This window comes from Stackebrandtia nassauensis DSM 44728 (assembly GCF_000024545.1).
In the GTDB taxonomy this organism is placed as follows: Bacteria; Actinomycetota; Actinomycetes; order Mycobacteriales; family Micromonosporaceae; genus Stackebrandtia; species Stackebrandtia nassauensis.
The window spans coordinates 5,090,770-5,104,091 of record NC_013947.1; the positions used below are offsets into that span (position 1 = coordinate 5,090,770).

The 13,322-nt window shown below is 68.3% G+C and carries 13 protein-coding genes; 6 read left to right on the forward strand and 7 right to left on the reverse strand.

Features of this window, described 5'->3' with window-relative positions; all coding sequences use genetic code 11:
* Positions 1-319: 319 nt before the first annotated feature.
* On the reverse strand, positions 320-1,129 hold the full coding sequence (locus SNAS_RS23705) for a spermidine synthase (RefSeq protein WP_052305122.1): 810 nt from the start codon (positions 1,127-1,129) through the stop codon (positions 320-322).
* Between the two features lie 168 nt (positions 1,130-1,297).
* Between SNAS_RS23705 and SNAS_RS37255 the strand changes: the two genes are divergently transcribed.
* Entirely contained in the window at positions 1,298-1,960 is a 663-nt protein-coding gene (locus tag SNAS_RS37255) for a S1 family peptidase (protein WP_013020008.1), read from the forward strand.
* 3 nt (positions 1,961-1,963) lie between these two features.
* On the opposite strand, the gene SNAS_RS23715 is transcribed toward SNAS_RS37255, so the two are convergent.
* Complete coding sequence (locus SNAS_RS23715; RefSeq protein WP_013020009.1) at positions 1,964-2,815, reverse strand: GNAT family N-acetyltransferase; 852 nt, start codon at positions 2,813-2,815, stop codon at positions 1,964-1,966.
* A 157-nt stretch (positions 2,816-2,972) separates the two neighbouring features.
* On the opposite strand from SNAS_RS23715, the gene SNAS_RS23720 reads away from it, so the two are divergent.
* Positions 2,973-3,983, forward strand: coding sequence for a threonine/serine dehydratase (locus SNAS_RS23720; RefSeq protein WP_013020010.1), 1,011 nt, complete (start codon positions 2,973-2,975; stop codon positions 3,981-3,983).
* Between the two features lie 444 nt (positions 3,984-4,427).
* Here SNAS_RS23720 and SNAS_RS23725 read toward each other — a convergent pair whose 3' ends face one another.
* The 5 genes from SNAS_RS23725 to SNAS_RS23745 all read right to left on the reverse strand — a co-directional run bounded on the left by SNAS_RS23725 (position 4,428) and on the right by SNAS_RS23745 (position 9,944).
* Positions 4,428-5,081, reverse strand: a complete 654-nt coding sequence (locus tag SNAS_RS23725; RefSeq protein ID WP_013020011.1) for a hypothetical protein — start codon at positions 5,079-5,081, stop codon at positions 4,428-4,430.
* Positions 5,082-5,161: 80 nt separating this feature from the next.
* Positions 5,162-5,632 (reverse strand): hypothetical protein, encoded by a 471-nt coding sequence (locus tag SNAS_RS23730; RefSeq protein WP_013020012.1) that lies wholly within the window; start codon positions 5,630-5,632, stop codon positions 5,162-5,164.
* A complete protein-coding gene (locus tag SNAS_RS23735) occupies positions 5,629-7,209 on the reverse strand; it encodes an alpha/beta hydrolase (protein ID WP_013020013.1) in 1,581 nt (526 codons plus the stop codon). The genes SNAS_RS23730 and SNAS_RS23735 overlap by 4 nt, the downstream gene beginning before the upstream one ends.
* A gap of 18 nt (positions 7,210-7,227) precedes the next feature.
* Complete coding sequence (locus tag SNAS_RS23740; protein WP_013020014.1) at positions 7,228-7,533, reverse strand: hypothetical protein; 306 nt, start codon at positions 7,531-7,533, stop codon at positions 7,228-7,230.
* A gap of 197 nt (positions 7,534-7,730) precedes the next feature.
* Positions 7,731-9,944 (reverse strand): immune inhibitor A domain-containing protein, encoded by a 2,214-nt coding sequence (locus SNAS_RS23745; RefSeq protein ID WP_052305124.1) that lies wholly within the window; start codon positions 9,942-9,944, stop codon positions 7,731-7,733.
* A gap of 371 nt (positions 9,945-10,315) precedes the next feature.
* On the opposite strand from SNAS_RS23745, the gene SNAS_RS23750 reads away from it, so the two are divergent.
* From SNAS_RS23750 to SNAS_RS23765, 4 genes are read left to right on the forward strand one after another with little or no spacing between them, the layout of a single operon-like run.
* Positions 10,316-10,693 (forward strand): YbaB/EbfC family nucleoid-associated protein, encoded by a 378-nt coding sequence (locus tag SNAS_RS23750; protein ID WP_144300615.1) that lies wholly within the window; start codon positions 10,316-10,318, stop codon positions 10,691-10,693.
* 5 nt (positions 10,694-10,698) lie between these two features.
* Entirely contained in the window at positions 10,699-11,028 is a 330-nt protein-coding gene (locus SNAS_RS23755; RefSeq protein WP_013020017.1) for a YbaB/EbfC family nucleoid-associated protein, read from the forward strand.
* 8 nt (positions 11,029-11,036) lie between these two features.
* Entirely contained in the window at positions 11,037-12,038 is a 1,002-nt protein-coding gene (locus SNAS_RS23760; RefSeq protein WP_013020018.1) for a hypothetical protein, read from the forward strand.
* A gap of 34 nt (positions 12,039-12,072) precedes the next feature.
* A complete protein-coding gene (locus tag SNAS_RS23765; RefSeq protein WP_013020019.1) occupies positions 12,073-13,233 on the forward strand; it encodes a PucR family transcriptional regulator in 1,161 nt (386 codons plus the stop codon).
* Positions 13,234-13,322 lie beyond the last annotated feature (89 nt).

The following is a 13,322-nucleotide window of genomic DNA, read 5'->3' on the forward strand; positions in this document are numbered from 1 at the left end:
AAGCCTGAGGGCCGCCCGGCTGACGCCGGGCGGCCCTCAGCGTTGGGGGCTTGGGAACGGGGTTGGCGTGATCAGGCCGGAGCGGGTGCGGCCCGGTCGGAGCCGGGGTCGGCTTGTGGGCGGCTTGGCTGAAGGCGGCGCATTGTGGCTTGGCTGGCGCGGCCCGGCCGGAGCTGGCGCGACTCGCGGGCGGCCTGGCCGAAGGCGGCGCGTTGCGGCTTGGCTGGCGCGGCCCGCGAGGGAGCTCGGCGGGCTGGCGGGCTGGCGGGCTGGCGGGCTGGCGGGCTGGCGGGCTGGCGGGCTGGCGGGCTGGCGGGCTTCAGGAGGTTACCGGGGCTGTGCCCGACAGGAAGCGGTCCAGGTCGGGGCCGTGTTTGAGGCTCAGGTTCAGGCGGGGGCGGGCCGCGGCGGTGATGCGGTCCAGGGGCAGCGTTTCGGACTCGGCGGCGGCCACGATGACGACGTTGCCGTCCCGTCGGCCCTTCCACATCGCGGGGGTGGACAGTAGGGCGGTGTCGGTGTAGGCGGTGCGCACCGTGGCCAGCTGGCGTTTGGTGAGGACGAGGCCCGCCGCGTCCAGGACGTTGACGATGTAGACACCGCCGGGCGCAAGGAGCCGGGCCGTCTCGGCGACGAAGCCGGTGTCACTGACGCGGGCGGGCATCACCGCGCCCCGGTAGGCGTCGGTGATGACGACGTCGAAACTGTTGTCGGCCCCCGACTCGACGGCGGCTCGGGCGTCGTCGTGCTGGACCGCGATGCCGCAGTCCGGCGGCAGGGGTAGTCCGAAGTGGAGGAACTCGATCAGCGGACGGTCCCTTTCGATCACCAGCTGGGCCGAGTTCGGGCGGGACGCCGCGAGGTAGCGGGGCAGCGTCATGCCGCCGCCCCCGAGGTGCAAGGCCCGCAACGGTTCCCGCGGAGCCGCGATCACGTCGAGGATCGACGCGATCATGCGGGTGTACATCATGTCCAGTCGCAGCGGGTCGTAGAGGTCCACGTGGGACTGGGCCACACCGTTGACGACGAGCGTCCAGCAGCCGTCCTGACGCGGGTCGGCCAGCAGCTCGGCGGTCCCCGAGTCGATGCGGGCCGACAGGTCCATCGCGTCGTACTCGGAAGTGTTCACCAGTCCATGCCCGTCTGCGGCGCCGATATCGTCGCGAGCATCGTGGCACACCGCGTGAATTCACCGTTTCGTCGGTCCCCGCGTGCGTGACGCCAGCTCGGTAATCTATCGGTATTCATCGATACGTTGCCCGCGTGTCGAACCCGTTCCCAGGAGGCGAAGTCCGCCATGAAGCTTGCCCGCACCCTGACCATGCTCGCCGCCGTCGTCGCGCTCACCGCCGTGCCGACCACGGCCGTCGCCCACGAACCCGAGGCCCGGGGCGGGGTCGTCACCGCGGGGCTGCCGTTCTCCACCGGGACCACGTCGCGGTGCACCACCGGGTTCGCCACCGAGCACGCGAGCCTCGGCGACGGGTTCCTCGCGGCTGGGCACTGTGGATCGGTCGGGGATCGGGCCTACGTGAACAATGTGGCGGTCGGCGTGGTGCGACTGCGCGCGAGCAACGGCTTGACCTGGTTGTGGGTGGAACTCGACGACGGCTGGACCGCCTCCCCCGCGCTGCCGGGCGGCGGCTCGATCACCGACGACCGCGAGACCCCGATCGGCGGTTCGGTGTGCCGCATCGGTTCCACGACCGGGTGGCACTGCGGCACCGTCCAGGCCAAGAACGCGACGGTGTCCTACCCGCAGGGCACCGTGACCGGGCTGACCCGCACCAACGTGTGCGCCGAACCCGGCGACAACGGCGGGCCGTTCGTGTCCGGCTCCAGTGCCCAGGGCATCGCGCTCGGCGGTTCCGGCAACTGCTCCAGCGGCGGCACCACCTACTTCTATCCGGTGCGGCGCGTCTTCAGCGAAGCCCCCGCGCTGAGCATTATCGGCGGGTGAGCTTCACAGCGCCACCGACACCGGCGTGAACCGTCGGGCGGCGTCGCCGGGGAGCTCGCGGCCACCGTGGACCATGAACGAGGTCGCGGTACCCGGCACCAGGCCGTGCTCGACGGCCCAGGCGCCCAGTTCACCGAACTCGTGCAGGATCTCCAGCCGGATCGGCGACTTGATCGCGCGGGCCAGGTCGGTCAGCAGCGTCTTGGCGTCGTCGGCGCTGGCGGCGACGACCGGACCGGCCACCACCTTGTCGAGGTTGACCCAGGCACCGGCGTAGCCGGTGATGGCGCCGTCGGCTTCGATGACCCGCAGCTGCGAGCAGAAGTCCGGCAACCGTCGCACCAGTACCGAGCGATCGGCGCCGTGCACCTCGGCGTCCAGCCGCTCGATCGCGGGCAGGTCGGCGGCCGTGGCAGGGCGGGAGCGCTCGGGGGCGTCGGTGCCGGTGAACTCTCCGATGTGGGTGACGTTGTCGGACACGACGGTGAAGCCGAGCTTCTGGTAGAGCGGGAGGCCGAAGCTGGTGGCGTACAAGGTGACCACGGCGTCTCCGGTGTGGGCGAGCACCTGGGTCATCATGCGTCGGCCCAGGCCGTGGCCGTCGAACCGCTTGGCGACCAGGACCATGCTGATCGCGCACAGGCCGGGGCCGTAGCGGGTCAGCACGGTGGTGCCGACCAGCGCGCCGTCGGGGTCGTCGATGCCGTACACCTCACCGATGTCGAACAGCAGCCGCCACTTGTGTTCCTCGCGGGGCCAACCCCGGTCCGCGGCCAGGTCGAGGCACGCCGGGAGTTCGGCGATGTCCAGCCGCCGCACTGGAATCGAGTCGGCGGGGGCCCACAGCTGCGGCATGTCTGTCCTTCCGTCGGGTCGATGCGAATCTAGCGGGCGTTGGGGGCGGTGGCACCCGATTAAGGCTTGGGTCACAACGCTCGCGTCTGGGCTGGGCGGCCTGGTGGCCCGGCGATACTGATAGGCCGGACGACGCGATGGACCAGGGAGGCGCTCGATGATCACGAAGGCTGATGTAGACGCGGCGGCGGCTCGGATCGCGGGGCGGGTGCGGACCACGCCCGTCATGACCGTCGAGCCCGGAGTCTTCGGCCCTGCGGTGGTGCTCAAGTGCGAGTACACGCAGCACACGGGCACGTTCAAGGCGCGCGGTGCGTTCAACCGGATCCTGTCAGCGGCCGAGCCCACGCTGGGCAGCGGCAGCGGCAGCGGCAGCGGCAGCGGCAGCGGCAGCGGGGACAGCATGACGGGTGCTCAGCGGGAGCGGCTCGGGCCGGCCGGGGTGGTGGCGGCGTCGGGGGGCAACGCGGGGTTGGCTGTTGCCTACGCCGCCGCCCAGCTGGGGGTGGCCGCGACGGTGTTCGTTCCCGAGACCGCCCCGGCCGTCAAGGTGAACAAGCTACGCGCGCTGGGCGCCGTGGTCCGGCAGGTCGGCAGCGAGTTCGCGCTGGCCAACGAGGCGGCGCTGGCCCACGCCGCCGAGACCGGCGCACTGCTGTGCCACGCCTACGATCAGCCCGAGATCGTGGCGGGACAGGGAACGCTCGCCATCGAGCTGCTGGGCCAGGCGCCGGACGTGGACACCGTGTTGGTGTCGGTGGGCGGCGGCGGGTTGGCGGGCGGGATCGCGGCGGGGCTGGACGGCCGGGCCAAGCTGGTGGCCGTCGAACCCGAGACGATCCCGACGCTCCACACCGCACTGTCGAAGGGCGGACCGGTCGATGTGGAGGTGTCGGGGGTGGCGGCGGACTCGCTGGGTGCCCGCCGGATCGGGGACATCGCGTACGAGCTGGCCGTCCGGCATGGGGTCCACAGTGTCCTTGTTGACGACGCGTCGATCATCGCGGCCCGGAAGCTGTTGTGGGACAAGCTGCGCATCGTCGTGGAGCATGGCACCGCGGCGGCGTTGGCAGCGCTGGCCACCGGCGCCTACCAGCCAGCGCCGAACGAGAGCGTGGCGGTCATCCTGTGTGGAGCCAACACCGACCCGAGCGACATCAACGCCTAGCGCAGCCAGAGACGCTCGCGACGTCCGCTGAGCAACCGACGCTCGAGCTGGAGCCACATGGCTGGCGGGCGGGCTCGACGAGCGGGTTCGCAAGGCATGCTTGGCTGTCAGCGGCGAGCTCGGCGGTCGTCAGTGAGCGCTAGGCCGTCGTCGAGCTGGAGCCACATGGTTGGCGGGCGGGCGTGTGAGGCGGTGCTTGGCTATCGGCGGGCGGCGGGCGTGCTCGGCGATCAAGCTCGGCGATCAAGCTCAGCGGTCGTCCGCCAGCGGCGATCGGCAGGCGTGCTCGGCGATCGAGCTCGGCGATCGGCGATCGGCGATGAGCTGGCAGCGCGCGGGATCGGCAGTCATCGGCGGTCGGCGACAGGCTGGCAGCAGTCGGGTTCGGCGCTTGGGAGCGACAGTCCGCGGGCGGCATCGAGCCAAGCGGGCGGCGGTCGGTTCTCAGTGGGCTCGGGAGGCGTGGTCGGGGATGTCGGGTAGTCGCAGCTGGCGGTCGCATTCGCGGCGCAGACTGGGGTAGGCGGTGGCAATCGCGTTGTACAGCTTGGCTCTGATGGCTCGGGTGGCGTCGGCTCGGCCGACGCGGCCGGTGACCGCGCTCATCAGCTGGTCGTAGCCGGTTTGTCGGCGCCGCAGGTAATCGACTTGCCAGCGTGCCAGGGTCACCGGGTCGATGTCGTCGACCGTGGCGGGTTCGAAGTGACGGTCGGGAACCAGGTAGCAGCGTTGTTCCTCGCGTTTGTTGCGGTGGCGGACCGCGGCTTCGGCGAGTTCAGCGCGCGTCAGGCTCGGCAAGGTGATCGAGGCGGAGCGCACTTCGGCCAGCAACGCGTCGCGCCGTCGTTGGGCGGTGGCCTTGGCTTGGGCGGAGCGCAGGCGGGCTCGGCGGGACAGGCGGGCGAACTCGGCACCGGCTTCGGCTTGTTCGACGCGTTCCAGTCGGTAGAGGTACATCGGGGTGGACGAACGGTAGAACGGGTTGGGTTTTCGCTGGTCGGGTGGGTCGAGCAGTTCGATCACCATCGAGCGGGTCCAGCCGCGGGTGGACAGTTCGGCTCGGGTCAGTACCGGCCCCAGGTGCGTCAAGATGGTCACGACGACTCCTTCCATAGTGTTGTCATCGGGACGCACAGTAGTCGGAGGGTGTGACAACTCGGGTCAGTGCGAGGGTTGGCTCAGAAGATGCCGGGTGGGGGTGGTGTGGCTTGGGTGTAGACCACGGGGCCGGACGCGGCGGTCAGCCACAGGTTTCCGGCCTGGCCCTCGTTGATGGAGATCGTGAAGCCGTCGCGGGGGTCGCGGACGCACAGGCGGCGGGGTGGCGGGTCGACGACGCGGATGAGGGTGTCGTAGCCCCGGCGTTGCCACAGGGTTTCGACCTGGCCGAAGACGGAGGCGTTGTCGGGGGCCGGTTCGGTGGTGCCGGGTTCGAGGGAGTAGGTGACCTCAACATTGGTCATCCGCTGGACGTCGCGGTTCTCGTCGGCCTCGTTGAGCTCTTCGTCCTCGTCGAGTTCCGGCATCGAGTTGCGCAGCCCGGGTTTGACGTGGAAGCGGGGCCGCAGTTCGTCCACCACCTGCCGGATCAGGTCCTCGGCATGGCGGAAGCCCCGGACGTCGTCCATGAGGAACTTTGATTCGGTCATTCGCCCCCCTCGTCGTTCGTCCACGGCCCCGGCTGGATACGGACATCGGCATCGGTGCCGCCGACGACCTTGTGGCCGTGCCCGGTGATGATCGCGGCGAAGTCCTGACGCACAGGGTTGTCGTTCTTCCAGTATGCGCTGTGGGCGGCGATCTGGCTGCCGTTGTGGTGAGGGGTCGGGAACACCTTGGCGCCGAAGGATTTGTGGACCGGGGAGGTTCCATGGGGGACTCTGGGAACTCTGTGGATGATGTCGTTGGGAGCCGTGGTGGCGTAGACGTCGTCCTTGTCGATCTTCAGCTGGTCCGCCGACTTGACGCCGACCCCCGGGCTGGCCACCAGGATCAGCTGGCTGGCGGACACCTGTTGTTCCCGGACGGTGAACCCGATGGCGACGGTGCCGTAGGAGTGTCCCATCACGGTCACGCCGAAGCGGTCCAGGCCGCGTCTGCGCACCGCCCGAATGCCGGTCAGGAACCTCGGCAACGGCTTTGTGGCCGACTGCGCATAGCGCTTGGTCGCGGCCGCGAACAGGTTCGGCGGGGCGTCGTAACCCAGCCACAGGATCCCGGCGGTGTGGCGGGTCTCGTAGAGGTTGGCGTCGCCGACCATCCGCTCGACGCGGGCGATTTCCCCTGCGAGCTTGGGCAGCGAGGCACCGGTGCCGGGAATGTGGACGATGACGTGGTCGGCGATGTCGGGATTGCCGATCGCCAGCACGATGCGGCCCGGGTCGGAAGGTTCGGCCAACAGCAGGAACGCCCGCTCCCGGGTGCCGTCGCTGGCGTCGTCGGCAAGCCGGTGCTGGACGGCGAGCATCACCGCGAGCAGTCGGGACGCCGCGCCGCTGCCCGACGCGGCGCGCTCTTCCAGCTCGCGAATGTGTTGCCGCAGCAACTGTTCGTTCGCCGCGCTGCGCGCGGCGCTGGGGATGCCGTCACTGTCGGGTCCGCCGACCAGGTTGGGTTCGGTCTCGATCCGGTGTTCCCGTTCGGCGGCCGAGCGGCCGGTCCACCAGCTGTGGTTCTCGTAGGGGCTGCGGATCCGGCTCGGGCCCGGCTCGGTCAGCGCGGGTGACTTCTTGGCGATGTCGGAGGCGGCGTCATAGTCACTGGTGTTGGCCAGGGTGTGGGCGCGCCGCATCTGGTCGGCGACATCGCGCAGCTGGGCCTTGAAGCGGGCGAATCCCTTGGGGTCCGCGTCAGCCTGCGGTACCTTGCCGAAGTCGAGCGTGATGACACCCAGCGAGTAGTCCACTTTGGCAAACTTGTCGGCGCGCCTACGTGCCTCTTCGAGTTCCATTCGGCCACGCCGGACGTCCTCGCCGAGGCTCAGCAGCGACGTCTCGATGGTGCGCAGTGACAGCTGCGCTTCCCGGAGCCGATCGGTCTCGGCGGCGACCCGGTCCCGAATCGCGTTGACGGTCGCGAAGTCGTCGTCGGCACCGCTCAGTACCGGTACCAGGGCCTCCAGTTCGTCGATCATGGACTCGACGTTCTGCGCCAGTTCACCCGCCTCCTGGGCCGCGCGGTCGAATCCCCCTGGCTCGCACCCTTCCAGGGCAGGGTAGTCGACCACTGTAGATCCTCCAGGTCATCACTCGGGCATCGGGGGCTCTTCGTCGAACCGTCGCAACTCGTCCGCGTTGTCGAGGTCGACTCCCTCGACCTCGTCCGCGAAGTTCTTGAGGTCCACGGCAGCCGCCTTCAATTCCCCCGAAATGGATTCGAGCAATTCGGTCAGCTCACCGCGGACAGTTCGAACTTCGGCTACCGTATCGAAGCCGTCATTGTTCTCGATGTTCAGGCCATCCTCGCTTCGGCGCGCGCACGCCAACGCGGTCTCGCTGAGTTTCTCGATGTTCCTGGCCCGCGCCCGCATCAGCGACACATCGAATCGCACGTTCTACCTGCTTTCTCCCGTTAGCAAGGGACACAACGATTCCAGATGCTTCCACAGAAATCTGAGATCAGGCAACACTAATCTCACGAAAGAGCCACTGTGATCAAAGAACTGTCAGATACCCGACAGTCGCCGGTTTCCGGACAATACGAAAAGGGCCGCGCGGAGAATCCGCGCGGCCCCTGTGTCCTATGTGATTAGCTCCGGGTGATTTGAATCTTCATCGGAGCACCCTCGTCGTCACCCATGTCGAGGATCTTGACCTTGATCCCCTCACCGGCGACCTTCACCGAGGAGTTCGGCAGGTCCTTCGACCAGTACGCCTCCGGGTCGGAGTCGTCGAAGACGCCGACACCCTTCTGCGACACGAAGATCTTCTTCTTGCCGTTGAGGTGAAGCGTGACCTCCTTGGTCTTGTTCAGGCTGAACGGCGAGTCGAAGGACTGGTGCGTCGGGTGCACCAGCTGACCGTTCGACCACTTCAGCGGCTTGGCGTGCGCGTCGACCGGCAGCGCCAGACCCTGACCCGGGTGCAGACCCGTGTTGTTGTCACCGAACTTGGTGTTGACGAACCACACCAACATGCCCTCTTCGTAGCGGTAACGCTCGACCCAGTCGGGCTTCGTGTTGGCGAAGCCGAAGTTGTACGGGCCGGTCTTGAGGAACTTGTCGTAGCTGACGTGCTGACGGTTCTCCACCAGGTAGAAGCGCGCGAAGGTCAGCGTCTCCTTGCCGGTGGTGCGCTTGGCGCCGTAACCGGTCCAACCGTTGTCGCCGCCCTCGACGTCGTCACTCCACACCTTCTCGCCGTCGGCGACGACCGCGAGGTCGTCGACGAAGACGCCGGTGCCGTGAGTGTTGCCGTCGGTCTGGTAGCGCATCCGGAACTGGACCTTCTGGCCCGCGTACTCCGACAGGTCGAACTTGAGTTCCTTGAACTCGCCGGACGAACCGCTGTGCTTGTCGCCCACGCGCTTCCACTTGCCACCGTCGGTGGACACCTCGGCGAAGAAGTAGTCGTAACCCTCTTCGGTGTCCAGGAAGGTGTTGGCGGTGAACTCGGCCTTGTCCTTGGCAGCGGTCAGGTCGAGCTCGCGGCTCAGCGAGGAGTTCAGATCGTCGCCCTCACCGAACATCCACTCGTACTCGCCACTGGAGGGCTTGGCGTACTCGCGTTCTTCGGTCTCGTCCGGCAGGTTCACCTTCGTGGCGGCGTTGAGGCTGCCTGGCTTACCAGCGGCACCGAGCTTGGACACCTTGGAGTTCTGGTTCATCTCGACTTCGTCGTAGTCGAGCCAGCCGAGGAACCACTTCTCCCACGGGCCCATGTAACCGGGACGGTTGCCGATCTCCTTCTTGCCGTCGTTGAGCCAGGATCCACCCGACATCAGCGTCCAGCGGCCGGTGCTGTTGGCGGCACCCTGGGTGGCGTACAGGTCGGGCAGACCGAGGTCGTGGCCGAACTCGTGCGTGAACACGCCGAGGCCGCCGTTCTCGGGCTCGGTGGTGTAGTCGCCGACCCAGATGCCGGAGTCACCCAGCGGCGCCCCGCCGACCGGGTTGGAGTCCGGACCCGCGAGGTTGGTCTGGGCGAACCAACGGTGGGACCAGATGGCGTCCTCACCCTGGGCGCCGCCACCGGCCTCTTCACCCTCACCGGCGTGAATGATCTGAATGTGGTCGACGTAGCCGTCCGGCTCGTCGAAGTCACCGTCGAAATCGAAGTCGTAGCGGTCCTGGCGGTCGAACTGACCCAGGTAGTCCTGGATGTCTTCCTTGCTCTTGCCGGACTCGATCTGGGCGTCGTACCAGGCCTGCGCCGAGTCGGTGACGAAGGCACCGTAAGCCTCGGCCTCGTTCTCGTTGTAGCCGTAGCGGGCCTCGTTGTAGGGCAGCTTGACCCAGTCCTCCACGGTGCCGTCCACGGTGTACTGGCCACCGGACTGCTTCTCGTAGAAGTCGGTCATGGAGTAGCCCTCGCCGAAGAGCATCTCCTGGTAGTACTCCTGGGTGTAGTCGCTCTTCCAGGAGGTCGAGTTGTCCTTCTTGCGATCCGGTTCCGGGATCTCGTTGCGCAGCGGACCCTTGTCACCGCCGTGTTCGGAGACCTTGTCACCGAACTCGACCAGCAGCGTGAAGATCTCGTCGCCGGATCCGGTGCCGAACTCTCCGAATTCGCCGTCCTCCAGCTTCACCGAGCGATCGCTGGACTTGGCCTTGCCCTGGGCGACCTTCTGGGCGGCGGCCTTCTGGTTCTCTTCCCGCTCAAGCTGAAGCGGGGTCTTCGGAAGGTCTTCTCCGTGAAGGGAGCTTGACTTTTTGGAGGACTTATCCTGTGTTGTCTCATCGGTAGGCGACGCGGTGGCCACCATGGCAGTGCCGAGCACGAGGGCGCCGGTCACTCCGATCACAGACAACGTCCTCAAACGGGGTATACCCATCTGACGTTACCTTTCGAGGGGACTAAGGGGCGTATCTAAAGTGCCGCATGCACACCGCTACGAACAAGAGACAAATGGTCAAGATTTGGTCTCAAGCTGTAGACCGCACAGCTTCTTTATCGAGGTGACGCGGCAATTCCCACGACATTGCGCATGTGACAGCTAAATAAACATACATGCATGAGAATGCCTAGATTTAGGCAGAGCGTGGCATCTTCTTGACACGACCCATCACAATGAACTCGCCGAGGTCACGAGGGTAATTCGGTGAATAAGCGCGCGCATGGCACACTCGATGCGCCACAACAATAGACCGGGAGTTTTGGGACATAATGGACCACGTGGTGCCGCAGGGCGATCGCCGTTCGCGCTTCGAGGCTCGGCTGCGCGACGTCGAGACGGAGCTGGCCCGGCTGCGCGGAGTCCGCGACACGATGGTCGCCGCCGGGGCGCGGGCCCGGGAACTGGCCGCGACACTGGCCGCCGACACCGTCGCCAGCACCTCCGACGACGGTGTGGCCACGGTCAGCTGCGACGGCCGCGGCCACGTCGACACGGTCGTGTTTGACAGGGCGGGGTACAACAGGATCGATGAGAAGCAGCTGTGTGACTCGGTTCTGCAGGCGCGATACCGCGCCCGTGACCGGGCGCGACGGGAATCGGCCGCCGTCGGCCGCGACCTGTTCCACGGCGATTCCGGCGCCGCCACAGGAGTCTAGCCACAGTGGAGACCCACAGCGATCCCGCCGAACCGCGATCCCGGCAGGACGCCAAGCTGTCGAAGGCCCGAGTCGCCGCCTCCTCCCCCAAGGGCGTCGTCACGGTCGTCTACAACGGTCACGGCGACGGGCTGAGCCTGGAACTCAAGCCCGGCGCCAAACAACGCTACGAGTCCGAGACCATGGCCGGGTTCGTGACCGCCGCGCTGCGAGCCGCCGACCGGGCGGTTGACGCGCTGCGCCAGCACGCCGTCGACGACCGCGACGACGACACACGACCGAGCCGAGCGGCGGCCAACATGGACGTCGCCCGGTGTTTCGGAAGAGCGACTTAGGGGGCGGCGTGAACGACAGCATGACCGCGGTACTGGCGACGCTGCCCGAGCGGCTGCGCCGGGCCGCCGACCGGCTGTGGCGACACTCCAGTGAGGCCACCGACGAGGTCACCGAGACCCTCACGGTGTCCTATCAGGTGCTGCGCCGGGTGTGCGGCGATCCCGAGTCCATAGCCGTGGCCGGTGACCTGCTGTCGACAGTGGTCGCCGCCGAGATCGGCGCGGCGCGCGGCGCGATCGACACCGCCGGTCCACAGGTCACCCGCGCCTGGCAGGGCACCGGGGCCGAGTCCTTCGGCGAGTACCTTCCCCGGCTGTCGGCCACCCTGGCGGCCGTCGAGGACGGCGCCCGCGACACCGCCGAAGCCGTGGCGCTCTTCGGTTCCGGAGTGGCGAGCCTGTACGCCGCCGTCGTGGAACGGACCGAGGCGACCGACGCCGAGGTCGCCGCCACCGTCGCCGCGACCCGCCAGACCCCGCACGAGGCCGTCGGCCCCGTCATCGACCTCGTGGCCGAGTACTCCGAGTACGTGGAGGAACTGGCGACCGCGCTGGTGAACCTGACCTCCGACAGCCATCCGGCCGGACAGCGGCTGGCCCTGGCCGCCGAGCTCCCGGCCGGGATCACCGACGGCCACCGGCTGCCACGGCTCGACCTCGCCGGCGACTTCCATCCGGCGCACGACCAGGTCGCGCTGGACACCGCCGCGATGGCGCGGCTGACGTCCTGTCTGTCGGACACCGGCGGCCACTGGGCCCGCGCCGGTGACTCGGCGGCGTCGGCGGCCGAACGGCTCACGCCCGAATCGCTGGGGCTGGCGGGTTCGCACTTCTGCGACGACGTCCACTCTGTTCTGGAGCGCGACCGCGGCCTGTACGCCACTGTGACCGGACAACTGGACGATCTGGCGCTCGGCCTGCGCCGGGTCTCGTCCGCCTACGTCACCGCCGACGACGAGATCGCCGCCGAGTTGCGGCGGGGGCTGGAAGGTCCGGACGCGGACCGCTGAGGCGGGCCGTTGGTGCACATGGAACGCTTAATACATGGAATTGGCCGCCACGATTCAGAAGATCGAACGCGCCGCCAGCGCCCTGGCCACCCAGAGCGTGGCCCGCATGGACGCCGAACTGCCGTGGTTTCGCGAGCTGCCCGCCGAACAGCGGGCCATGGTCACGCTGGTCGCGCAGGCCGGGGTCGGCTCCTTCGTGGAATGGCTGCGCGGCGACGGTGAGGCACCGGCCGTCGGCGACGAGGTCTTCGACGGCGCCCCGCGCGAGCTGGCCCGCCTGATCCGGTTGCAGCACACCGTGGCGCTCATCAAGGTCACCATCGACGTCGTCGAGGAGCAGGTGCCGCACCTGGCCGCGCCCGGGGAGGAGGAGGCGCTGCACATCGCGGTGCTGAAGTTCTCCCGCGAGGTCGCCTTCGGTGCCGCGCGGGTGTACGCCCGCACCGCCGAGACCCGGGGCGCCTGGGACGCCCGGTTGCAGGCGATGCTGGTCGACGGGCTGCTGCGCGGCGACGACGGCGACGAGATCGCCGGACGCGCCGCCGCGCTGGGCTGGGGCGACTCGTCCCCGGTCGCGGTGGTGGTGGGCCGCTCCCCCGGCGGCGAGGCCGCCGTCATCCTGCACGCGGTGCACCGGGCCACCCGCCGGATGGGCATCGACGTGGTCGCCGGTGTGCACGGCGAACGGCTGATCCTGGTGCTGGGCGGAAGCACCGAACCCGAGGAGGTCGCGGGCAAACTCGTCGGGCAGTTTGGCGAGGGCCCGATCGTGGTCGGACCGGCGACGCCGAGCCTGGCCGAGGCGGGCGCCTCGGCGCGGGCGGCGCTGTCGGGACACCGGGCGGCACCGGCCTGGCCGGGCGCGCCGCGTCCGGTCTCGGCGCATCAACTGCTGGCCGAGCGGGCGCTGGCCGGGGACAACGAGGCCCGACGGATCCTGCGCATCGACGTCTACAACGCCCTGGAACGCGCCGGTGGTTCGCTGCTGAGCACCGTGGACACCTTCATCGCCACCGGCGGCGTCCTGGAGGGCACCGCGCGGGCGGTGTTCGTGCACCCCAACACGATTCGCTACCGGATGCGCCGGGTCGCCGAAGTGACGGGTTTCTCCCCGTTTGTCCCCCATGACGCTTTCACTCTGCACGTGGCCTTGACCATAGGTCGCCTGGATCCCACCAGTGACGTCATACGTTAGAGCAGCTCAACAGCCGCAATTAGAGGAACCCTACAAAACTTTTGATGAGTTATCGTGCGCGGCGCCAGGTTGAAAAGCCGCCATGATCA

What these genes read in the sequence shown, in the direction of transcription:
- SNAS_RS37255 (WP_013020008.1), top strand. Translation starts at nt 1,298, where the DNA reads ATGAAGCTTGCCCGCACCCTGACCATGCTCGCCGCCGTCGTCGCGCTC.
- SNAS_RS23715 (WP_013020009.1), bottom strand. Translation starts at nt 2,815, where the DNA reads ATGCCGCAGCTGTGGGCCCCCGCCGACTCGATTCCAGTGCGGCGGCTG.
- SNAS_RS23720 (WP_013020010.1), top strand. Translation starts at nt 2,973, where the DNA reads ATGATCACGAAGGCTGATGTAGACGCGGCGGCGGCTCGGATCGCGGGG.
- SNAS_RS23730 (WP_013020012.1), bottom strand. Translation starts at nt 5,632, where the DNA reads ATGACCGAATCAAAGTTCCTCATGGACGACGTCCGGGGCTTCCGCCAT.
- SNAS_RS23765 (WP_013020019.1), top strand. Translation starts at nt 12,073, where the DNA reads ATGGAATTGGCCGCCACGATTCAGAAGATCGAACGCGCCGCCAGCGCC.